Genomic DNA, 21155 nt, shown 5'->3' with positions numbered 1-21155 from the left:
TGGCCGGATTCAGTCGTCAGCGGTCTCGCCATCGCCGTCTCCCTGCGGGCCTTCATTGTGGTTGCTGCTGTCGTCGGCGCCCTTGCCGTGGTCGTCGCCCTGCTCGTCGTTGGACGAGACCCCCGTGACCGTGAACGAGCTGTCCAGCCGCACGTCGACGGAACCGCCCGCGTCGAGCTTCAGCTCGATCTCATACGCCGCTTCGTCTCCGCCCGCCTCCGACTCGGTGACAGTCCCAGGTCCTGCCGCCGCGATGGCCGCAGCCGTTGCTCTATCGAGTGCCGGGCCGGTGATCGCCGTGGAGGAGTCGTCGTTACCCCCTCCCGACAGGCCGCCGGTGGCGGCGATCGCGGTGACTGTGCCCCCCGCGACGAGGGTGAGCGCTGCGGCGGTGCTGACGATGCCGATCATTCGCTTACGCATGAGTTCGGCTCCTTTCCTTCGAGACCCCTTCAGTGTCGATCCGCGGGGCTGAACCGCCGCTGAACCGTTCCTCAGAGCTGTCCCCGCCCGGCCGCGGCGGGTCAGGACGCAGCGGCGGGCAGCTCCACGATCACCCGCGCGCCGCCGAGCTCCGGGTCCGCGTCGATCCGCACACGGCCGTGGTGGGCCCTCGCGATCTCGTCGACGATCGACAGCCCCAGTCCGCTGCCGCCCTCTCCGCGAGCTCGTCCAGAGTCGAGACGCACGAACCGCTCGAGCACCTGCAGCCGGTCGGCCTCGGGGATGCCGGGACCGTCGTCGCTGACCGTGATGACGGCCAGATCCCCCTCATCCCTGGCCGCGAGCGCGACCCGCGACCGGGCGTGACGCGCGGCGTTGTCGATCAGGTTGCGGACGAGCTGCCGCAGGAGTGCGGGATCGCCGATGACCCGCGTGGCACCGACACGGGTGGCATCCGTCGTCACGGATCCGAGCGTCTTCAGCCGTGCTGCCTCTCCGAGCAGGATGTCGTCCAGGTCGACCTCTCGGGCTTGCAGGCTGAGGGCGGCCTCATCGGCCTTGGCGAGCAGCAGTAGACCCTGCACCAGCTCCTCCATGCGCGCGCCTTCACTCAGCACGGCTGCCGACAGCTCCGCATGGTCGACACGATCCGGGTGATCTCGGGCGAGCTCCGCATACTGGCGCAACGTGGTCAACGGGGATCTCAACTCGTGCGACGCGTCGGAGATGAAGCGCCGCTGAGACGCCGACGCCACGTCCAGCCGGGCGAGCATGTCGTTCAGCGTCGACGCCAGCCTGTCGATCTCGTCGCGCGTGCCCGGCTCATCCACCCGGCGACCGAGGGTCCGGGAGGTCACCTCCCCCACCTGACGACGCAGCCGCTCCACCGGCGCCAGGGATCGGCCGACGCCTGCCCACGTCACCACCGCGACAAGGGCGACGAGGACCGGAACACCGACGGCCAGGGCCACTGCCACCGTGGCGAGCGTCGTGTCGGCCGTGGAAGTGGGGCGACCGGCTATGACTGCGCGGTCGCTCGTCGCCTGCTCCACCGCCACCACGTACGTCGTCCCGCCGACCTGCACCGTCTGCGCGGGTCGTGTCACCGACGTCACCGGGCTCAGCGGCGCCCCCTCGCTGCGCACGACCACGATGCCGTTCGCATCGAGCACCTGCAGCAGGCGGTCATCGTCCAGCTCCCCGAATCCGGTGCCGGCGCCCTCCTCCATCTGGGAGGAGATCGCCGACGCGTCCTGTGCAGCCCCTTCGCGGAGTCCGCCGTAGAGCGAGAATCGGACCAGGAACCACAGTGCGAGCGCACCGACCACCAGTGCGATCGCGACGACGCCCGTGGCGACCGCAGTGACCCGGACCCGCACGCCGACGGGGCGGCCAGCCGTTTGCCCGTCAACCGGCATCGTCCACCATCCGATAGCCCGCACCCCTGAGCGTCTCGATGCTCTCTCGCCCGAACGGACGATCCACCTTGTTGCGCAGGTGGCGGATGTAGACCTCGACGATGTTTGGATCGCCGTCGAACCCGAAGTCCCAGACGCCGTCGAGGATGGCGCGCTTGCCGACGACCTGTCCCGGACGTCGACACAGGAACTCGAGCACCGCGAACTCCCGCGCGGTGAGCTCTATCACCTGCCCGGCGCGATCGACCCGCCGGGTGAAGGGGTCCACCGTGAGATCGCCGACCTGCAGGGCGCGCGGTCGTGGTGAGGATCCTCGGCGAATCAGCGCGCGCAGCCGAGCCACGAGGATCGCGAATGTGTACGGCTTGGTGAGATAGTCGTCAGCACCCGACTCCAACGCTTCGACTTCGTCGAACACGCCGTCCTTGGCCGTCACCACAAGCACCGGCGTCCAGATGCTCTGCTGTCGCAGCCGACGGCACACCTCGAAGCCGCTGGCACCGGGAAGCATGAGGTCCAGCACGATCGCGGCATACGGCTGCTGTTCGGCCAGCCACAGTCCATCCGTGCCCGTCGCGGCGATGTCGACGGCGAAGCCCTCGGCCTCCAGGCCGCGCTTCATCCCCTCCGCCAGCCGTCGCTCGTCTTCGACGATCAGAACCCTCACGCGCCCCTCCTCCTCACAGCGTGCCCACGCGTGCTGAATCCCCGCTGAACACAGCAAGTGCGCGATGAGAAGAACATGAACCGCTCGTCGAACTCACTCGCTCTCACATACAAGGATGCGGCCGTCCTCGTCGGCGTCGAGTACCGCACGATCCGGTTGGGTATCGAGTGAGGAACGACCCCGACCGTTCAGCTAAGGCCGCACAGGAGGAAAGGCGAGCGGAAAGGCGAGAGCGGAAAGACGAGAGAGGAAAGGCGAGAGAAGAGAGACGACAGGCGAGAGACAAGAGGCGAGAGACAAGAGGAATGAGCAATGCACGCAGGCACTCTTGAGTGGCACGCTCAGATCCCTTGAGAACACTGGGATCGCGTGTCAACCTGGTTACATGGCCCGCGGACGTCGGAGTGCCAAGCGTGAATCTGCGATCGCACGCGCAATCGAAGCTGAGGAACGGGCAGCGGTTGAACTCGCCGCCGCTCAGCAACGGGCAGCAGTCGGGAAGCAACTGCTCAAGCGGTGGGGCGGCGCACGTGGCGCGCTCGACAGGCTCGGAGCCGTGTCTCGCGACCTCGAGGAAATCCATCGCGAGGAGTCGAAGCTCCTGCGTGAGCGGGATGATCTGGTCACTCTGCTTCGAAGGGAGGGCCAGAGTTGGAACGCGCTCAGCGCGCGGACAAGACTCAGTCGTCAAGCGCTCATGAAGCGACCCCCCAGGATGTAGTCGACCACTCGCCTGCTCCGCCCTCAGGTGCGCAAGGGCGCATTGAGGCGCTTGCGAGCGAGTCCATGCACGGCGATCGAATAGACGAAGCCGACCACGCCAACCCGACTGCGTCGCTCGCCCGTGTTTCGCGTGGTTGCGGCGAGCACTGCTCGTCTTGCGGTACAGATACGATTCCTATCGCGCACGCGCCAGGTTGGCGGCGTTGACGAGGTAGGACCCTCGGATGGCGAGCATGTACTTTGCCTCACTCGGGAGGTCTGCGGGATCACTCAGCGCCTTCTTCAGGTCACCAAGATCCAGCTGAGTCAACCGGGAGATGTTCTCGAGGGTTAGTCCCACGACGCTCGTCAGAGACTCCAGGATCCCCTGAAGACGCTCGTCATCGTCGATGTCCAGCCCGTATGTCAGCTGCGCCACAAGGGTCGATACGCGAGCACTCTCCTCGGGAGAAAGCACCGCCCCGTGCACAGTCACGCCTGTCGAGGCTGATGAATCGTCGGCGAGAAGAGCCGCCAATTTTCCGAACTCAATTCCGGTAACTGCATGTAGAGCACTTTCTGAGATACGGCCCCCTGCGATCAGTCGTTTCAAATCAGCCGCGACGCTCTGCCCGTGTGTCATCATCATCAGTCCATTCTGGCTCGCCGCCGGTTCGACAAGGAAGGGCGGTGGCCGAAACCACTCGCCCTCCCCCGGCACCAGGAATCAGCCTTTGTACGTGTACAGCGTGTTGTTCGGCATGGTGTACGCGCATGGGCCCCAGAAGTTGGACACGGTGGCGTTCAACGTTCCCGAGTATCTGTGATTCATAAGCTTGCTCGTCGTAGCTGAGCCCGAGAAGTCGTTCGCCAGGGCGAATCCGCCGCTCAACCCACTGGTGAGGTCGGTGATGGAAAAGGACCCGAGAACGTTGCCCACACATGGTGTGGCGATGGTCCAGTAGTAGACACCGTGGCTGGCCGTAACCACGAGCGTTCCTCCGTTCCCGGGGTACACCACATTGGGAGAGACAATGCCCGCGGCGGCTGTCGGTTGGGCGAGCTGCATGGGGATCGTGATCGACTGCCCCTCACCCAGGGTTGTTGTCTCGCCGTTAACGACGAGGTCGTACGCGTCTTCTCCGGCTCCGCCCGGCTCAGCGGCCGTTGCGGCAGGCGCGATCACTCCGACCGACACCAGCATCGCCAACGTCGCCACCACCGCGCCGAGACTGCGCTTCGAACGGATCGCCGGTCGGATTCTCTTCACACTGATTTCCATGCCTGATTCACCCTTCTAGAACACGAGCGCGCAACGTGGCGCATCGCACTCGTGAGGCTAACCAGCCGTCTTTGCGGGCACCAGAAACCAAAGTTGCTTGCGCGCAGTCGCAACAAGAGTTGCTACTCCGTCTGGCTGTTGGAGTCGCTACGTCAGCCTGGGCGGCTCTACTCCCAGAGCGATTAGCACGCGCAGAAGAATGGAACTCGATGAACAGGAAGTACTCGCCGGAGATGCGTGAGCGGGCGTTGCGGATGCTCGCGGAGGCGCGGCCGGAGCACGCGACGATGATGCCCAGCGGTCGAGCTGTCCGAAAAGTACAGCCCGACCGCTGAGCAGTGCGGCGATATCAGAACGCATCGCCCATTAGTGGTTATTCTCGCTCGGAACCGCGGGTTCTACGAGTTCACGAGCTCGCACTAATTCTGGAGATCGTTGGCAGTCAATTTGCCCGGCAAGGTGTCGCCCTCGGTGAATGGGCCGTGCACGAAGGCATTGCCCTCGATTGAGTAGATGCCGGCGGAGCCTCCCGTGATGTAGAGCTGGGTCGCCTTCTCACCCTCCAGCATCGAGGGCGAAAGGAAGAGCAAGTACCGCTGGCCCGGCTCGAGAATCGGGTAAGGAAGCTCCGTACCCGCCGCGCCCATTTGACGAACCACCACCTCGCTCCCCTCGATCTTCGGCGCGCCAGCTGGTACATCGCGTCCCAAAACAGCCGGAGAGAACTCACGCTCAATGGCGAAGGTTGAGAGCGTGTAGGGAATGTCTTCCTGTACCACCTCTTGTTCCGTGACCTCGCCGACCGCGATCAGCGAAGCATCGGCCGCGATGCCTCGAACGGAGTCATACAGTTCGACGCGGGAGCCATCCATGTGTCCGGTTGGATCTCCACCAGCGCACCCCGCTAGGCCGAGAGCCAGAGCGATGAGCGCCGTCGCGGCGAAGACTGATTTATGCTTCATGATTTCTCCTCCTCGCTCACTCAGTACAACGAGTTGATGCCACTGATATCGTCGGGCTGCGGCTGCGTGAATCCTGTGCTCTGGACGGGGGTGTACATGATCGCGTAGGACCCCGAGTGGTTCAGGCCGAGCCCATGACCGAGTTCGTGGAGCCAGACTTTCTTCTTGTTGGCGTAACTGTAGCCGTTTGTGTAATACGGGTTCAGAGTCGCGTTGGCGTAGACCGTCTTGTTTCCGTTGCACTGCCAGTCGGTCCACCCGGAGTACATGTTGGCACCTTTGTTGTCGAGGTACCCGACCAGGAGGCCATTGTTGGGTGACATCCCGTTGATGTCGGTGGTCGCGGCCCAGGAATATCCGGCTGCGAGTCCGGTGTCGTAGTAGTCACCCGCCGGGGCATTAAGTTGCCACGTGACGGTGGTGCCATACGGCCCCCAGGAGCAGCCGGTGAGTGTGTAGGCGGATGCAGAACTGGCCGAGAACAGAACACTTCCACTGATCAGAGCGAATCCCGCCGCCGCCGCGATTGCCTTGCGACGCCATCTACGTATGTGCATGCGTATCCCCATCTCTCGAAAAGCGATTCGGGAATAAACGCAGCGGTGCGTCTCGCTGAGGAATTTCTACAGCACAGCGCCCGATTGACACAAGGAAATGTTGCGCTTCGCCAGTGATATACCAGTCGCGACCACACGTAGGCGGAGGCCTGCAGTCGGTTATTGTGAATGGCCGTTCACGACGATCATCACGGCGGCCGCGTCGTCGACGTCGGCCAGGTGTGCGACATGCAGACGAACGGCCCGCCGAAACCACGGCGATCAAGTACTTTCGTGTCGTAATACGCAGCGGCCTGAGGGCGTGCCGCGCGGTCTGGCCTTCGAGCACGTGCACTTGGAGACTTATGTACTTAGTTCTGCAGGCGAGACCGCAACTGGCCCCTTGCGTGCTTATCGCGCTGAGCAGGAACGTCGTTCTTGCCAGCAGGCCACTGCGCCGACCGCGACACCGCTGATGAGCTTCACCCGGCGTCCTCCGCGGTGATCTGCATGGCGTCATCGCTATCCGCCAACTCACCCGCAAATGGGCTGATGGACGTGGAGGACTCGATCGACTGAGTGCGGTGAGCCGCGAACTCGAAAGACTCCACGCGGACGAGGCGTCTTCTATGGGAACGAGACCAAATCGTACCGTGGCTCCGCAGTCGCGGGGCGGGAGCTGGACGACCCTCAGCGCCCGAACTAATCTGAGCCGTCAGGCTCTGATGAAGCACGTTTCAGTTTTGCCCTCGAGCCGCCCGAGCGAGTAGTCCCTCTCCGCGCGGGTTGTGGAGAGAATGGTGAGGGTAACCCCACAGATTGGCAAGTGGCCGTCGTCGGTGGCACAGTTAAGGCACATTAACCGGTGACACGCCGTGTATTTCGATGCAGGAGAACGCCGCCATCCCGACCCGGAGAGTCCCGAAAACCGCGGAATCACGCGGCAAAACAGGTGAGTTGTATTCACGGACATGAGAGTTCGAATCCCCCATCCTCCGCCATATCGATCTTCGAGTCACTCGCCGCCGTGCACCGGCAGCAGCTCGGCCAGCAGGCGCTCGACGCGCGCCCGGATCTCGTCGCGGATCGGGCGCACCGCCTCGATCCCCTGGCCGGCCGGGTCGTCGAGCTCCCAGTCCTCGTAGCGCTTGCCGGGGAAGATGGGGCACGCGTCTCCGCAGCCCATGGTGATGACGACATCCGACTCCTTGACGGCGTCGACCGTCAGCACCTTGGGAGTGTTCCCCGCGATGTCGATGCCCTCTTCGGCCATCGCATCGATGGCCACGGGATTGATGGCATCCTTCGGTGCCGACCCGGCTGAGAGCACCTCGACATCGTCGCCGGCAAGAGCGCGAAGATATCCCGCGGCCATCTGGGATCGACCCGCGTTGTGCACGCAGACGAACAGGACGGTGGGCTTGTCGGTCATGGCGGTCTCGCTTTCCTCACGAGAAGCATAGACCACGATCTATTTATTGCGGAGATCGCTGCCGTGTTCGACGATCAGATCCGCCATCAGCGCGCGCACCCGCGTCTCGATGTCATCCCGGATGGCGCGAATCCGATCCGGGGACTTGCCCACCGGGTCTTCCAGCTCCCAGTCCAGGTATCGCCGGCCCGGGTAGATCGGGCACGCGTCGCCGCATCCCATCGTGATGACGACGTCGGCGGCGCGGACCATGTCGTCGGTCAGCGGCTTCGGGAACTCACCGCCGAGGGGGACGCCGATCTCATCGAGCGTCGCGACGATGCTGCCGCGCACATCACCTGCGGGGGCCGAGCCGGCCGTCCACACCGTCACGCGATCCCCCGCGAGCTGGCGGAGGATACCGGCGGCGATCTGGGAACGACCGGCGTTCTGCACGCACACGAACAGGACCGTCGGCGTGCCGCTCGATCGCGCCTCGGCGCCCTCGAGCGCGTTGAGCCGCGCCGCCGCGAACGCCGCCGTTCGGCTGGCGAGCATCGGCGAATCCGAGCCGCTCGCGAGCAGCTCGTAGCTCTCGACGACCTTCGCGCGGACGGTCTCTGAACTGAACACGCCACGGAACCGCTGGGCGAGAGCGGCCACGATGCGATCCAGATCCGGGGGCGACGCCCTCCGCTCGGCGCCGCCGAGGAGCGCATCGACTCGCTCGGCATGATCGTCGGCGATCGAGTACCAGACGCGACGACCGTCCGGTTCGCGCACCACGACACCGTCCTCGCGAAGCGCCTTCATGTGGTGGCTCACGGTGGGCTGGCGCAGGTCGAGAGCGTTCGCGAGGTGGCCGACCAGCATCCGCCCGTCGTCGGAGTCGCGGATCAGGCGAAGGATGCGGGCCCGCGTCGGATCGCCCAGAGAGGTGAGATCCGTCGCTTGACCCATAGACCGCAGTCTATCCCCGTGGAGAATGGGAGGCCGTGTCGACTGATCAGCCCCGTACCGGGGCGAGATCTCTTGCGTGCCGTCCCAGGGTGGTGGCTGTCCAGAAGCCGTCGGATCGTTCGATCCATCCCAGATTCGCCAGCTGCCAGAGAAGCTGCCGCGCGATTCGGGGCAACCGACGCTCGTGCGCCGGCGTGATCGGTGACATGCTCTCCAGCCACGCGGGCACGACGTCGCCGGCATCGCGGATGCCGCCGGCACTCACGATACCCAGGACGGCCAGGCGCGGTTCGGTGAGATAACGGCGAATCGTCGCGTCATCCATCGTCATGCTCCGTCCACTCGACTACTGCGGCGCTCGATCAGGATCGTGTCTCGCCAGGTCCCGGCATGCGGTCCGACGCCGGCCCGGGCGATCCGCTCCCGCCGCCCCACGACGCGGAATCCAGCAGCTTGGTGAAGTCGCAGGCTCGCGGCGTTCTCCGGGAAGATGCTCGACTGAATCGTCCAGACACCCGCATCCTCGGCCGCCGCGATGAACGCTCCCAGCAGGAGCTGCCCGATGCCACGTCCCCGCGCGGCGCGGTCCACATAGACAGAGTGCTCGACGACCCCACGGTAGGCAGGGCGAGAGGAGACAGGGGATGCCGCCACCCAGCCACACACAGCGCCGTCCTTCGCGACGGCGACGAACCGCAGCGCGGGCAGCTTGCCGGCGTCGAACGCGCTCCAGGTCGGAGTGGCGACCTCGAAGGTCGCCTCTCCGTCCTCGATGCCCTGCGCGTAGATCCGCTCGACCGCGGGCCAATCGGCCCGCTCCATGACGCGGATCCGGGTCATGAGCAGCAGGAACCGCCGCTGCCGGCATCCGTCGAGCAGACGCCCGTCGCGGGAAGCACCAGCTCGACGTTCGCGGCGGACGCGGTGTCGCCGGCGAGCCACGCCGTCACCGATCGGACCTGCTCGTAGCCGGTGGCGAGCAGGAAGGTCGGCGCGCGACCGTACGACTTCATGCCGACGATGAAGAACCCCTGCTCCGGGTGAGTCAGCTCCCGGAAGCCATGCGGCTCCACCGTCCCACACGAGTGGACGTTCGGATCGATGAGCGGGGCGAGGCGCTTGGGCGCTTCGACGATCTCGTCCAGCTCCAGCCGGATCTCCCGCAGCATGTCGAGGTTCGGGCGGAATCCTGTGGCATTCACGACGATGTCGGTCTCGTGAGTCACCACCTCTCCGTGGCGATGCCCGATCAGCTCCACCGCGTCGCCCGCGCGGCGGGCCCGGATGATCTCGAAGCCGTCGACGAGCGCGATGTCACCACGCTCCACGGCACGATCCACGCGGCTGCCGAGATCGGCCCGACCGATGAGCTCGTCATCGGGCGACGAGGACACCCGCACGGCCTTCGCGTTGCGGATCAGCCAGGTCACGGTGGTCCCGGCTTCCTCCCGCGCCAGCTTCACCAGCGCGAGCAGGGTGTTCGCGGCAGAGTGCCCGGCACCGACGACGGTCCCCCGTCTGCCCGCGAACTCGGCACGGTCCCGTCCCAGAACATCTGGCAGCGCCGCGGTCACACGGTCGGCGATCTCGGTCATGCCCAGCAGCTCGAGCCCGCTGGAGGACAGCGAGTTCGGTGAGAGGTAGGTTCCGGACGCATCGATCACGGCGCGCGCTGCGATGTCGTCCACCTGCCCATCGGCGGTCCGCACCCGCACCGAGAACGGCGTCGCGGCGCGACGGGCCGTGCGCGTGCGGTCCATGCCGTCCTTCGTGACGCCGATCACTTCGGCACCCGTCCGGATGTGCGGCGCGATCTCTTCCAGCGCGGCGAGCGGAGCGACGTACTTTTCGACGAGCCCGGCGCCCGACGGCGCACGCTCGGGGTCGGGCAGCACCCACCCCTGCTGCTCGAGCAGACGACGAGACGCCGGGTCGACGAGGTGCTTCCACGGCGAGAACAGGCGCGTGTGACCCCACGAGCGGACACTGGATGCGACCTCGTCGCCAGCCTCGAAGATGATGAAATCAGTGCCGCGCTCCACCAGATTGGCGGCGGCCGCCAGACCGATGGGGCCGGCGCCGATGATCGCGACCGGCAGTGCCGTCATGCGGCTGGTGTCGGCGACGCGGGGAGTCAGGTCGAGCAGGGTCACAACATCCTCCAGTGATATCGATGAACTTCGATGTTTGATTCTGCATCGCTCTATCGACGATTGTCAATATCGACTAGTCTCAATGTATGACCACGATGCTCGACGTGACCGACATCACCGCCGGCGTGTGCTGCACGCCTCTGGTCCGCGAACCGCTGACCGCCGAAGAGGCCGACCAGCTCGCGGGGACGATGAAGGCCCTGGCCGATCCGACGCGCCTGCGCCTGCTGTCGATCGTCGCCGCGTCGGAGGACTCCGAAGCGTGCGTGTGCGACCTGATCGAGCCCGTCGGACTCAGCCAGCCGACCGTGTCGCATCACCTGAAGATCCTCACGAACGCGGGGTTCCTGACCCGAAGCAAGCGTGGCACATGGGCGTACTTCAAACTTGTCCCCGGGGCGCTCGACCGGGTGTCACAGCTGCTCGTCGCTTCATGACCCACGCCATCCGCGCTGCCGCAGGCGAGTTCCTCGGCAGCGCAGGACTCGCTGCCGTCGTCATCGGGTCGGGGATCGCCGCGCAGCAGCTCTCCCCCACGGATGTCGGGCTGCAGCTGTTCGAGAACGCGTTCGCGACAGCTCTGGGTCTCGCCGTGCTGATCCTCGTCTTCGCCACGGTGTCGGGGTCGCACTTCAACCCCGTGGTCACTCTCGTCGACATCGCGCTGCACCGGAAGAAGTGGGACACGGCGGCCGTCTACGTGCCGATGCAGATCCTCGGATGCATCGTCGGCGCGATCCTCGCGAACCTCATGTTCGCGGTGCCGGCCGTCGCCTGGAGCACGACCGACCGGGCCGACGGTCCACGGCTGCTGTCGGAGGTCGTCGCGACGGCAGGCCTCATCTTCTTGATCTTCGCGCTCGTACGCACCGGACGATCGCACCTGGCAGCGCCCGCGGTGGGCGCGTACATCGGGGCTGCGTATTTCTTCACGTCGTCCACGAGCTTCGCGAACCCGGCGATCACCGTGGGCCGCATGTTCACCGACACGTTCGCCGGCATCGCGCCCGCGTCGGCGTTGCCATTCATCGCCGCACAGGCGGTGGGCGCAGCGATCGGCTACGTCGCCATCCGCGGAGTCTTCCCCACGACCACCGCCGCGCCGGCGTAACAAGCGATTGACCCCGAACGCTGCGAGCGGCCGCCGGCTGACGGCGCTCGCACTGGCCCAAGTCGTCGCCTGGGAAGTCCTCTACTACGCGATCCTCGTTGCCGCCCCGATCATCGTGGCCGACACGGGCTGGGACGACGGCTCAGTTTCTTCGCCATCACACTGGGTCTCCTGATGTCGGCTGGGTGCGCGATCCCCGTCGGTCGCTGGCTGGATCGGCCCCCGGGACGGGTCATGGTCGTCTGCGCCGTCGTCGCGACCGGCGCAATCGCCCCTGCGGCCGCGGAGCCGACGATCTGGACCTTCACGGCCGCCTCATTCGCCCTCCTATCGTTCTCGCTATACGCCGTCACGCTGGCAGCTCCCCGCCGCAGTCGAGAAGGGACCCGGCCTTCAGGCATCTGCGCGTCTCGATTCAGATCTCGTGGCCAGTCGACGCCGCGATCCATCAAAGGTCAGAGCGTCGCACCCGGTTTGGCTGCGACGCTCCTGCCTTGAACCCGGTCAGAGGCCGACCGTGTCGTCCGTCTCACGAGTGATGCGGTGGGAGATCCCGGGTTCGGCGCGCGGGGCGACGGGATCCGCCACCGTGCGGGTCACCGTGTCGCTGCGACGACGACGGAACAGCAGCACGATGCCGACGAGGAAGACGACGGCTCCGGCGATCATCAGGATGTAGCCCACCATGTCGAGGCTCACCCATCCGACGTCGACATTGACCGCGAACGCCAGGATGGCGCCGATCGCGAAGAGTGCGATTCCAGTTCCTATGCTCATGGGTTGTTCCCTTTCCGGGCAGGTCGACCCGCCCCTCCCTTGCCGGGCGGCGACACCGCCCGCTGGCGATCATGACGCGCGCGCCGACACCGCGCGGAGGGTTGACACCGCTCGGACGGGTGCTGTAGTCGATCGGAGACACCCGCCACCGACACAGCCCCCGCTCGACGTACGACAGGCCGCGGCGAGCGTAGGGGCAGGGGGCCGACCGTGTCGAGGTCGACCGGAGGCTGCCCTTGCTGGAGGCACTCCGCAGAGCACACTGAGGCTCAGGGACTGCGAGGGGAAGACAATGGCAGCGGGGACCAACTCCGATCCGTAGGTGCTGCGCACAGCACCGGGCACATCGGAGTACACGATGTACCGGGACGGCGAGCAGCTCGTGTGCAAGGTGGGCAGCACCCGTCTGACCTACCAGGCACGTGCAGTCGAAGACCTCCACGGATGGCTCGTCGAACAAGCCGGCTGGGTGCCCCTCGGTTCGGCCGACGAGCAGAAGCCTGCGGCCGAGGGCACCGTAGAAGCGTGGGGACGCTCGGAGGCCAACCCCTTGGAGGCTGGTACGGCACCCGCAAGGGCTACCGGGGCCGATTCGGGATGTATCTTCCGCCCCTCCTCGAGGAGCTCGGCTTGGTGGAGCTGGAGCACAACGCACGCGGCAACCGCGTGCGAGCCCTCGCAACGACCTGACCGACGGCGTCCGCCGGGCGGCGCGTCGGGCGACTGCTCATGCGCTCGCTCCGTCGTCGGTGCTCGCGGGCAGCCTGCGGTACTCGTCGTCGGCGAGCGGTTCGAGCCATTCGTTGCTCACGCCGTCGCCGGGGGTGATGAAGGCGACGTGACTGAACCAGGAGTCCGACTTCGCACCGTGCCAGTGCTTGGTGCCGGCCGGGACACGGATGACGGTGCCCGCCACCATACTGACGGGTTCCTCGCCGTCGGCCTGGTACCAGCCGCTGCCGGCCGTGCACATCAGGATCTGGTCTCCTCCGCCGTTCGTGCCGTGGTGGATGTGCCAGTTGTTGCGGCAGCCGGGCTCGAACGAGATGTTCGCGACCGGCACCGCGCCGTCAGTCAGTGGGGCGTTGTAGCTCTGCCCCGTGAAGTACTGGGCGTAGGCGTCGTTCGTCTCCCCGAGCGGGAAGATCTGCTCGAATCCGTGGTCGTTCATGGTGTCTCCCGGCCTGTCACTCGTCGTCCTCGATGATGTTCTTCAGCACCGCGGTCGCACCCATCCCGTTGGGCCAGCCGGAGTAGAACGCCAACTGCAGCAGGGCTTCTCTCAGCTCCTCGTCGGTGACGCCGTTGCGGCGAGCGAACCCGAGATGGAATCGGAGCTGGTCCATCTTTCCCATCGCGGTCAGCGCTGCGATGGTGACGAGGCTCCGATCCCGTTTGGACAGACCCGGGCGTTCCCACACCTCGTCGAAGAGGACCCTGTCGGTGTAGTGCACCATCCCCGGGGCGAACTCACCGAAGGCGTTCTGCCCGCCGGTCCAGCCCGGGTCATCTGTGGTGTCAGTCATGCGCTTCTCCTCGCGTCCTATCGAGCAACCGGACTCTTCTATGGAACGCGCTTCATATCGCCGGCGGGAGTCTCTCGTCAAGGGTGTACCCGGAGAACACCCCCGTGCACCTCGATGCAGGAGAACGCTGTCGACCTCGACCGGCCTAAGTCAAGCGTGATGCTCAGTGAGCGCGCGCGCCCTCTCCAACAGAGGGCCGGCGGCTTCCGCCAGGAACCGGTCCTGTGCCTGGTCGCCGACCTGCACGAATGCGATGTCGGTGAAACCGGCATCGAGGTAGGGCCCCGCAGCGGCGGCCAGTTCGTCGAGATCCGGGCCGCAGGCGATCGAGCCGGCGACATCGTCCGGGCGTACGAAGCAGCTCGCCGCCTCGAATCCTGCCGTCGTGGGCAGGTCCGCGTTCACGGCCCATCCGCCGCCGAACCACCGGAACTGGTCATGCGCGCGGTCGACCGCCGCCTCTTTGTCGGGGTCCCACGAGATCGGCACCTGACCGATCTTGCGAGCTCCCGCGCCCTGGTGGCTCGCCTCCCATGCCGACACGAGCTTCTCGTCCGGCTCAACGGCGATCATGTGATCGGCCAGCGGCGCGAACCGCTCGATGGAATCGTCGCCCGAAACGGCGATGCCGATGGGCACGCCGTCGTCGGGCAGATCCCAGATCCTCGCGGAGTCCACACGGAAATGGTCGCCCGCGAAGGTCGTCAACTCGCCCCCGTGGAGTGCACGGATGATGTGCACCGCTTCCTCCAGCATCGACTGCCGCACATCCACCGTGGGCCACCCGCGGCCCACGGTGTGCTCATTGAGGTTCTCGCCCGAGCCGAGCCCGAGGGTGAACCTGCCGTCCGCGAGCAGCTGCAGCGTCGCCGCCTTCTGCGCGACCACCGCAGGGTGGTACCGCATCGTGGGGCATGTGACGTAGGTCATCAGCTCGACCCGCTCCGTCGCTTGGGCGACCGCGCCGAGCACCGCCCACGCATACGGGGAGTGTCCCTGACTCACCAGCCACGGCGAGTAGTGGTCGCTGCAGACCTCGAAGTCGAATCCGGCGCGCTCCGCCGCCTGCGCGTACCGGACGAGGTCCTTCGGACCGCTCTGCTCGGTCATCAACGTGTACCCGAAATTCGCCATCGGCTGCTCCTCACGCTCGTGCCCTCACGCTAGGAGGAGGCGACGGCCCGGCGAACGGGGGTTGCTGACCGGCGACCGATCGACTAGGCAGGGCTGCGGACGCCACCTCGGTCACATCCCGCTCATCCTCGTCGTGCAGTCGCACGCGTCGCTCGGGGAACGATGGGCCGTCTCGATGCAGGGCTTCTGTAAGTGACCCGTGCCGCAGCGCCTCAGGGCACGAACGTGTCGTTGCCGATGCCGAGGTCGAAGAGCTCGCCACCGTACGTCAACTGAGCGACGCCGACCCCGATGAGGCTCGCGACGAGCACGGCACCGAGCGCGAGAGCGATGCCTCGGCCGCGATAGCCGAACCAGCCGAGCGTCACGAGGAGTCCCACTCCGACGATGTGGGCGAGCACCAGCGGGATGCCGCCGACGACCTCCGCGAAACCTGCCATCGTGGTCCCTGCTGCGAGTGCCTTCCCCTGCTCGGACTGCGCCTCGGCCTGCGCGAAGCCGTACCAGAACCAGGCGATGGCCGCGCTCAGCGGCCCCAGTGCCGCGACGACCCAGAACGCCGTGCGCGACGTCGACGACGTACGCGGACGTGGCGACTGCGTGGCGGGCACGCTGCGAGCCTAGCTTCCGTGCCCTCCGTTGCGCCTGTCGGAGGCCCCTGCGATGGTGGTGTCCGACGCAAGGAGGCGGACGATGGCGACACTCGGCAACATCACGTTCTACGCGGACGACCCCCGCGCACTGTCGCATTTCTGGTCAGCGGTGTTCGGCTACCCGGCGATGGAGTGGGAGGACCCGCTGCGCCGGCAGCTGCTGGACTCCGGGCTGACAGAGGAGGATCTCGGCAAGCGGGCCCTCGCCGAGGACCCCGAGGGCAAGGGTCCCCGCCTGTTCTTCCATCACGCCGATGGCCCGAAGTCCGAGCGGAACCGCATCCATCTCGATGTCAACGTGGCACGCGATCCGGACGACGCGCGCACGCACGACGAGATCCTCGAAGCTGAGAAGGATCGGCTCGTCGCGCTGGGGGCGACCGTCACCCGGACCATCGACCAGCGGTGGGGACCCTGGGGCGAGCACTACTACCAGCTGCAGGATCCTGAGGGCAACGAGTTCTGCCTCCAGTGAGACCGCGGTCCCGACATCCCGGCCCCGCCACTGCGGCACGGCACCGCGCGGCAAGGTGAAAGGATCGAGGCATGAGTGCACGCACCCCGCAGCCTGTCGCGTACCAGCGCAATGCGCTCGCCCCCGGCGTGCTCGCCGCGATCGCACTCTTTCTCGCGCCGCTGCTGATCGGCAACGACTGGTTCCTGCTGATCCGGTTCGTCGTCGCGATCCTCGCGGTCATCGTCGGATGGTTCGCGGTGCAGGCGAGGCAATGGTGGTGGCTGCCGGTGTTCGCGGCCATCGCCGTGATCTGGAACCCGATCTATCCGTTCGATTTCAGCGGACCGGTCTGGATCGCCGCGCAGCCCGTCGCTGCGGTCGTGTTCCTCGTCGCGGGCGGAATGATCAAGTACCGCCCCACGGAGGGCGACGCGAAGAAGCGCTGAGGGCGCGACCCTCAGCGCCCGCCCTTCGCAAGGTAGTCGGCCGCGTCGTACTGGATCCGCAGCTCGGCGATCCGGTCGCCATCGAAGACGAAGAACTCTGAGAACCGCACCGCCCCGCCCGGCATCTCGGCGTCGTAGAGCACTGCGGCCGCGGCATCCCCGGTCACGACCTGCAGCAGCGTGATCTCGCGCACGTTCTCGACGAACCCGCGGACGCCGTGCGCGAAGCGAGCGCCGCCCGCGACGCGACCCGCGATCGGGCCGTCGAACACGAAGTCGTCGGCCAGCAGGGGCAGCAGGTCGCGCCCGTCCCGATACGCCTCGGCGCCGGCGCGGAGCACGTCGTAGTACCGCGAGAGCGTGGGACTCTCGGCCACAGACGTGTTGATGGTCATGGCGTCCTCCGTTCACGGTGCGCGATTCCAGCGTCACTTGAAATAGTCAAGCGACTGCGTTTCTTTGTCAACCCCCGCGCGCTATGCTCGCTCCGTGAGGTCCTATGGCCAGTACTGCGCTCTCGCCCGCGGGCTCGACGTCGTCGGTGACCGCTGGACGCTCCTGATCGTGCGCGAGCTGCTGTCGCTCGGCCCATCTCGGTACGCCGACCTGCAGCGCGGGCTCCCCGGCATCGCCACCAACCTGCTCGCCACGCGCCTGCGCGAGATGGAGTCGGCGGGCCTGGTCGTGCGGATGCAGCTGCCCCGACCCGCGAACGTGGTCGTGTTCGCGCTCACTCCGCGCGGCGCCGCGCTCGAGGGGGCGCTCCGTGAGCTCGTCAAATGGGGAGCGCCGACGATGAGCCCGCCCTCCGCGCACGAGGAGTTCCGCGCCCACTGGCTGCAGCTGCCGCTGCGCGGACTGTGCCGCGACAACGCGCCCGGCTCGCCGCCGCAGGTCGTCCGTGTCGGCTCACTCGACGACGGCTGCGACATCGCCGTCGACGGCGGCTCGATCGAGGTCGCCGCGAGCACGCCCACCGCCGAGCCGGCGGCCGTCGTCGACGGCGATCCGGGCGCGCTGGTCGCCCTGTTCACCGGACAGCTCCCCATCGACGCCGCGGCGTCGGCGGGGATGATCTCGGGGGACGTCGAAGCCGTTCGCCGCGTGGTCGGCGGATACCCCGCAGGGATGCCGCACCTCAAGGAGGCACTGCCATGACCGTCGACGCACAGCTCCTCGACGAGGTCGCCGCGAGACTCGTGCACGACGAGCCGCTCACGATCGGCACCATGTTCCGCAGTCCCGGCATCCGCGCCAGGGGCAAGATCGTCGCGTTCCTCGGCCACGACGACCGCCTGATCGTGAAGCTGCCGCGCGAACGCGCCGTCGCGCTCGTCGCGCAGGGCGATGCGCAGGAGGTCACGATGGGCACCCGGACGATGCGCGAGTGGATCGCCGTGCCGGCTCGGAGCGACCGCGAGTCGACGCTCGCGCGCTGGACGCCCCTCGCACAGGAAGCGCTGGATCACGTCGTGTCGCTGGTCGGCGACGACGAGACGGACGTCGGCGCGGGCCTCTAGGCTCGCGCTGTGAGCACGTTCGACGCCCACGAGCTGACGGGGCTTCGACCGCGCCTGCTCGCGTTCTGCTACCAGATGCTCGGCTCGCCCTTCGAGGCGGAGGACGCCGCGCAGGACGCGCTGGAACGTGCCTGGAAGGCGCGAGCCACCTTCGATCCCGCGCGCGCCGGCCTCGCCACCTGGGTGTTCCGCATTGCTCGCAACGTGTGCGTCGACCGGCTGCGCGACGCGCCGCGCCGCCCGCTCCCCCGCGACCTGCAGGCGCCGGGGATCGAGATCGGCGCGCCGCTGGTCCCCGCGTTCGACGTGCCGTGGCTGATGCCGGCGCCGACGGGCTGGGTGGCGGCATCCGAGGTCGAAGCGGCCGCCGAGCGGCGCGGCGACGTCCGCCTCGCTGTCACCGCGATGCTCCAGTCGCTGTCTCCGCTGCAACGCGGCGCGTATGTGCTGCGCGATCTCATCGGCCTGTCCGCCGGCGAGACGGCGGCCGTGCTGGACGTGTCGGTCGCATCGGCGAACTCGGCGCTGCAGCGCGCCCGCACCGCGATCGCGGCGGGCACGCACCGTCCCCACGACCTCGCGCCGACCGCCGTCGAGCGCTACGCACGGGCGATCGAACGGGCCGATGTCGATGCGCTCGCGGCCCTCGTCTCGGAGGACGTCGTCTTCGAGATGCCGCCGGTGCCCGCGTGGTCCACGGGCCGCGACACATACCGCGCGTTCATGGCGGAGTTCTTCTCGCGCCGCGGCACGGCCTGGCGCACGGAGCCCGTCTCGGCAAACGGGCAGCCGGGCATTCTGCTGTCCCGCGTGACGGCAGAGGGATTCGAGCCGCACACCGTGCAGCTGTTCGACGGCGACGCCGCCGGCGCCATCAGCCACGTGCTGGTGTACCAGGACGCTCGGCTCTTCGCGCTGCTGCAGGAATCCGTGGCCGAGCGATGAGTTCGCGGCATCCCGACCGTATATCCCTGTGAACCCGCGCGAGCGGGACGACACGAGGAGGACGACATGGGACGACTGATCGTCGTGCAGTACATCACGCTGGATGGCGTGGTCGAGGATCCGGACGGACGCGGTGGCACGCCGTTCGGCGGCTGGGCGATGGCCTACGGGCCGGAGGGGGTGGCGGGCGACAAGTTCCGCCTGGGGAGCATCTTCGACACCGGAGTGCTGCTGTTCGGGCGGCGCACGTGGGACCACTTCTCGACGCTGTGGCCGACGCGCGACAACGCGTTCGCGCAGGCGATGAACCGAGCCGAGAAGGCCGTCGTGACGAGCCGCCCGCTTCCGCACGACGTGTGGCAGAACTCGCATCCGGTGACCGCGTCGCCGGTCGACTGGGTCACCGAGACCCTCGCGACCCGCGATGTCGTCGTGATCGGCAGCCACTCGGTCGTCGACGCGCTGCGCGCGGCGGATCTCGTCGACGAGTACCGGCTGATCACGTTCCCCACCGCCGTCGGCGCGGGCCGCCGCCTATTCGCGGATGCCGTGCAGCTCGAGCTGGTGTCGTCCGATCTCACGGGACCCGCGAGCCTCACCGTGCACCGGGCGCACCGCACCGCGGCGTGAACCCCGCGTCCGCGCCGGGGAGCACCGGCTACCGCTTATCCCCGGCGCGGGCGCGACCGATGCGGACGCGACCCGGCGTTCAGACGCCGATGCCCCGGCGCAGCGCCGCGAGACCGTAGTCGAAGGCAGCGTCGACATCGCCGCCCATCCGGAACGCCCCGGCCAGCTCCATGTGCACGAACCCCGTGACCCACGCGGTGACCAGACGTGCGGCATCCAGCGCGTGCGCCTCGCCCGCGAGCTCTCCCGCGCTCTGGACGATCATGAGTCCCGCGCGGTCGAGCGTCGCCTGCGGCACCGTCCCGCCGAACATCAGGCGGAACCCCTCGGGACGTTCGTGCGCGAACGCGCGGTAGGCGCGTGCGAGCCCTTCGAGGGAGCGATCGGATGCCTCCAGCCTGCCGGTCAGGTCGGCCACGCTCGCGGCGGCCACCTCGTCGACCAGCGCGTCGCGGTCTCGCACGCGCTTGTACAGCGACGGTGCGCGCACTCCGACGCGCTGGGCGACGCTCTGCATCGTCAGGCCGGCGAGCCCCGCGTCTTCGAGCAGGTCGCGTCCGGCGGCGATGATCTCGGCGTTCGTCGTGCGCTCCGGCGTCGGCATGTCGGTCCTTTCGCGATGGCTATTGACAGTAGCCATGATAGCTACGTATCGTAGCCATGCCAACCCCCACACCACCGACACCCTCAGGATCCCGACATGAAGCTCGCACCGCACCTGCACCGCATCGGCAACGACATCGTCGCCGTCTACCTCATCGTGACCGATGACGGGGTCACGGTCGTCGACGCCGGACTGCCCGGCCACTACGGCGACCTCGTCCGCGAGCTGAAGAGCCTCGGCCTCACCCCCGACGACGTCAAGGGCGTCGTGCTCACCCACGGCGACAGCGACCACATCGGGTTCGCCGAGCGCCTGCGCCGCGACCACGGCGTGCCCGTCTACGTGCACGAGGCCGACGCGCAGCGCGCCCGCACCGGCGAGAAGGGCAAGGTCGAGATGCCCCCGATGAAGCTCGGCCCCACCGTCGGATTCTTCACCTACGCGCTGCGCAAGCGCGCGATGCCGACGAAGTACGTGAGCGAGGTCGTCGAGGTGCACGACGGGGACGTGCTGGATCTGCCCGGCTCACCGGTGGTCGTCGGGATGCCGGGGCACTCGGCCGGGAGCATCGCCGTGTACTCCGAGCTCGCCGACGCCGTCTTCGTCGGGGACGCCCTCACGACACGGCACGTGCTGACCGGCCGCACCGGCCTGCAGCCGGCGCCCTTCACCGACGAGCCGGCCGAGGCGCTCGAATCGCTCGAGCACCTCTCCGGCCTGAAGGCGTCGTGGGTGCTTCCCGGGCACGGCACGCCGTGGCGCGGCTCCCCCGACGAGGTGGCCGCCGAGGTCCGAAAGGGCGCGGCCTGAGCCGTCC

Annotated in this window: 28 protein-coding genes and 1 pseudogene; 10 read left to right on the top strand and 19 right to left on the bottom strand. The window is 67.5% G+C overall.

What is annotated here, in order from left to right:
* Positions 1 to 9: 9 nt before the first annotated feature.
* From FB391_RS06925 to FB391_RS06865, 12 genes are all read right to left on the bottom strand, one after another.
* Positions 10 to 423 carry a PepSY domain-containing protein gene (locus tag FB391_RS06925; protein WP_141893747.1) on the bottom strand — a complete coding sequence of 138 codons (414 nt, stop codon included), beginning with the start codon at positions 421 to 423 and terminating at the stop codon, positions 10 to 12.
* A 101-nt stretch (positions 424 to 524) separates the two neighbouring features.
* Positions 525 to 1862, bottom strand: a complete 1338-nt coding sequence (locus FB391_RS06920) for a sensor histidine kinase (protein WP_141893746.1) — start codon at positions 1860 to 1862, stop codon at positions 525 to 527.
* Entirely contained in the window at positions 1852 to 2529 is a 678-nt protein-coding gene (locus FB391_RS06915) for a response regulator transcription factor (protein WP_141893745.1), read from the bottom strand. The genes FB391_RS06920 and FB391_RS06915 overlap by 11 nt, the downstream gene beginning before the upstream one ends.
* 898 nt (positions 2530 to 3427) lie before the next feature.
* Complete coding sequence (locus FB391_RS06905) at positions 3428 to 3880, bottom strand: HTH domain-containing protein (RefSeq protein WP_141893744.1); 453 nt, start codon at positions 3878 to 3880, stop codon at positions 3428 to 3430.
* A gap of 78 nt (positions 3881 to 3958) precedes the next feature.
* A complete protein-coding gene (locus FB391_RS06900; RefSeq protein WP_141893743.1) occupies positions 3959 to 4513 on the bottom strand; it encodes a hypothetical protein in 555 nt (184 codons plus the stop codon).
* A gap of 419 nt (positions 4514 to 4932) precedes the next feature.
* Complete coding sequence (locus tag FB391_RS06895; RefSeq protein ID WP_141893742.1) at positions 4933 to 5475, bottom strand: hypothetical protein; 543 nt, start codon at positions 5473 to 5475, stop codon at positions 4933 to 4935.
* Between the two features lie 20 nt (positions 5476 to 5495).
* On the bottom strand, positions 5496 to 6032 hold the full coding sequence (locus FB391_RS06890; RefSeq protein WP_185842994.1) for a matrixin family metalloprotease: 537 nt from the start codon (positions 6030 to 6032) through the stop codon (positions 5496 to 5498).
* 994 nt (positions 6033 to 7026) lie between these two features.
* Complete coding sequence (locus FB391_RS06885; RefSeq protein WP_141893740.1) at positions 7027 to 7443, bottom strand: arsenate reductase ArsC; 417 nt, start codon at positions 7441 to 7443, stop codon at positions 7027 to 7029.
* A 39-nt stretch (positions 7444 to 7482) separates the two neighbouring features.
* Entirely contained in the window at positions 7483 to 8382 is a 900-nt protein-coding gene (locus FB391_RS06880) for a metalloregulator ArsR/SmtB family transcription factor (protein ID WP_141893739.1), read from the bottom strand.
* Between the two features lie 46 nt (positions 8383 to 8428).
* On the bottom strand, positions 8429 to 8707 hold the full coding sequence (locus FB391_RS06875; RefSeq protein WP_141893738.1) for a hypothetical protein: 279 nt from the start codon (positions 8705 to 8707) through the stop codon (positions 8429 to 8431).
* Positions 8708 to 8709: 2 nt separating this feature from the next.
* The gene (locus tag FB391_RS06870; RefSeq protein ID WP_141893737.1) at positions 8710 to 9222 is read right to left on the bottom strand and encodes a GNAT family N-acetyltransferase; all 513 of its coding nucleotides are present in this window, start codon (positions 9220 to 9222) and stop codon (positions 8710 to 8712) included.
* Positions 9219 to 10535, bottom strand: coding sequence for an NAD(P)-binding domain-containing protein (locus FB391_RS06865; protein WP_141893736.1), 1317 nt, complete (start codon positions 10533 to 10535; stop codon positions 9219 to 9221). Before FB391_RS06865 ends, FB391_RS06870 begins: the two co-directional genes overlap by 4 nt.
* 86 nt (positions 10536 to 10621) lie before the next feature.
* Between FB391_RS06865 and FB391_RS06860 the strand changes: the two genes are divergently transcribed.
* Positions 10622 to 10972: an ArsR/SmtB family transcription factor gene (locus tag FB391_RS06860; protein WP_141893735.1), complete on the top strand. Its 351-nt coding sequence runs from the start codon at positions 10622 to 10624 to the stop codon at positions 10970 to 10972.
* Positions 10969 to 11646 carry an aquaporin gene (locus FB391_RS06855; protein ID WP_141893734.1) on the top strand — a complete coding sequence of 226 codons (678 nt, stop codon included), beginning with the start codon at positions 10969 to 10971 and terminating at the stop codon, positions 11644 to 11646. The genes FB391_RS06860 and FB391_RS06855 overlap by 4 nt, the downstream gene beginning before the upstream one ends.
* A gap of 504 nt (positions 11647 to 12150) precedes the next feature.
* Here the strand turns inward: FB391_RS06855 and FB391_RS06850 are convergent.
* Positions 12151 to 12423, bottom strand: a complete 273-nt coding sequence (locus FB391_RS06850) for a DUF6458 family protein (RefSeq protein WP_221886288.1) — start codon at positions 12421 to 12423, stop codon at positions 12151 to 12153.
* A gap of 322 nt (positions 12424 to 12745) precedes the next feature.
* On the opposite strand from FB391_RS06850, the pseudogene FB391_RS19900 reads away from it, so the two are divergent.
* Positions 12746 to 13113 (top strand): annotated as a pseudogene (locus FB391_RS19900) (DUF6855 family protein).
* A 37-nt stretch (positions 13114 to 13150) separates the two neighbouring features.
* On the opposite strand, the gene FB391_RS06840 reads toward FB391_RS19900, so the two are convergent.
* The 4 genes from FB391_RS06840 to FB391_RS06825 form a co-directional block, all read right to left on the bottom strand.
* Entirely contained in the window at positions 13151 to 13594 is a 444-nt protein-coding gene (locus FB391_RS06840; protein WP_141893733.1) for a cupin domain-containing protein, read from the bottom strand.
* A gap of 16 nt (positions 13595 to 13610) precedes the next feature.
* Entirely contained in the window at positions 13611 to 13949 is a 339-nt protein-coding gene (locus FB391_RS06835; RefSeq protein WP_141893732.1) for a carboxymuconolactone decarboxylase family protein, read from the bottom strand.
* A 150-nt stretch (positions 13950 to 14099) separates the two neighbouring features.
* Positions 14100 to 15083 carry a TIGR03557 family F420-dependent LLM class oxidoreductase gene (locus FB391_RS06830; protein WP_141893731.1) on the bottom strand — a complete coding sequence of 328 codons (984 nt, stop codon included), beginning with the start codon at positions 15081 to 15083 and terminating at the stop codon, positions 14100 to 14102.
* A gap of 212 nt (positions 15084 to 15295) precedes the next feature.
* Positions 15296 to 15694 (bottom strand): hypothetical protein, encoded by a 399-nt coding sequence (locus tag FB391_RS06825; RefSeq protein WP_141893730.1) that lies wholly within the window; start codon positions 15692 to 15694, stop codon positions 15296 to 15298.
* Between the two features lie 82 nt (positions 15695 to 15776).
* Between FB391_RS06825 and FB391_RS06820 the strand changes: the two genes are divergently transcribed.
* Positions 15777 to 16211, top strand: coding sequence for a VOC family protein (locus FB391_RS06820; RefSeq protein ID WP_141893729.1), 435 nt, complete (start codon positions 15777 to 15779; stop codon positions 16209 to 16211).
* Between the two features lie 71 nt (positions 16212 to 16282).
* Positions 16283 to 16639: a DUF6804 family protein gene (locus tag FB391_RS06815; protein ID WP_141893728.1), complete on the top strand. Its 357-nt coding sequence runs from the start codon at positions 16283 to 16285 to the stop codon at positions 16637 to 16639.
* A gap of 11 nt (positions 16640 to 16650) precedes the next feature.
* Here FB391_RS06815 and FB391_RS06810 read toward each other — a convergent pair whose 3' ends face one another.
* Entirely contained in the window at positions 16651 to 17034 is a 384-nt protein-coding gene (locus FB391_RS06810) for a nuclear transport factor 2 family protein (RefSeq protein ID WP_141893727.1), read from the bottom strand.
* A gap of 94 nt (positions 17035 to 17128) precedes the next feature.
* Between FB391_RS06810 and FB391_RS06805 the strand changes: the two genes are divergently transcribed.
* The 4 genes from FB391_RS06805 (at position 17129) to FB391_RS06790 (ending at position 19734) form a co-directional block, all read left to right on the top strand.
* Positions 17129 to 17797, top strand: a complete 669-nt coding sequence (locus FB391_RS06805) for a winged helix-turn-helix transcriptional regulator (RefSeq protein ID WP_185842993.1) — start codon at positions 17129 to 17131, stop codon at positions 17795 to 17797.
* Complete coding sequence (locus FB391_RS06800; RefSeq protein WP_141893725.1) at positions 17794 to 18159, top strand: hypothetical protein; 366 nt, start codon at positions 17794 to 17796, stop codon at positions 18157 to 18159. Before FB391_RS06805 ends, FB391_RS06800 begins: the two co-directional genes overlap by 4 nt.
* A gap of 9 nt (positions 18160 to 18168) precedes the next feature.
* Positions 18169 to 19104 (top strand): RNA polymerase subunit sigma-70, encoded by a 936-nt coding sequence (locus tag FB391_RS06795; RefSeq protein WP_141893724.1) that lies wholly within the window; start codon positions 18169 to 18171, stop codon positions 19102 to 19104.
* A 66-nt stretch (positions 19105 to 19170) separates the two neighbouring features.
* Positions 19171 to 19734 carry a dihydrofolate reductase family protein gene (locus FB391_RS06790; RefSeq protein WP_141893723.1) on the top strand — a complete coding sequence of 188 codons (564 nt, stop codon included), beginning with the start codon at positions 19171 to 19173 and terminating at the stop codon, positions 19732 to 19734.
* Positions 19735 to 19813: 79 nt separating this feature from the next.
* Here the strand turns inward: FB391_RS06790 and FB391_RS06785 are convergent, their stop codons facing one another.
* Positions 19814 to 20338, bottom strand: coding sequence for a TetR/AcrR family transcriptional regulator (locus FB391_RS06785; protein ID WP_141893722.1), 525 nt, complete (start codon positions 20336 to 20338; stop codon positions 19814 to 19816).
* A 96-nt stretch (positions 20339 to 20434) separates the two neighbouring features.
* On the opposite strand from FB391_RS06785, the gene FB391_RS06780 reads away from it, so the two are divergent.
* The gene (locus FB391_RS06780; protein ID WP_141893721.1) at positions 20435 to 21148 is read left to right on the top strand and encodes an MBL fold metallo-hydrolase; all 714 of its coding nucleotides are present in this window, start codon (positions 20435 to 20437) and stop codon (positions 21146 to 21148) included.
* Positions 21149 to 21155 lie beyond the last annotated feature (7 nt).

This window comes from Microbacterium kyungheense (genome assembly GCF_006783905.1).
In the GTDB taxonomy this organism is placed as follows: domain Bacteria; phylum Actinomycetota; class Actinomycetes; order Actinomycetales; family Microbacteriaceae; genus Microbacterium; species Microbacterium kyungheense.
The sequence above is the reverse complement of the archived record's forward strand: the minus strand, read 5'-3'. Positions and strand labels throughout refer to the sequence as shown.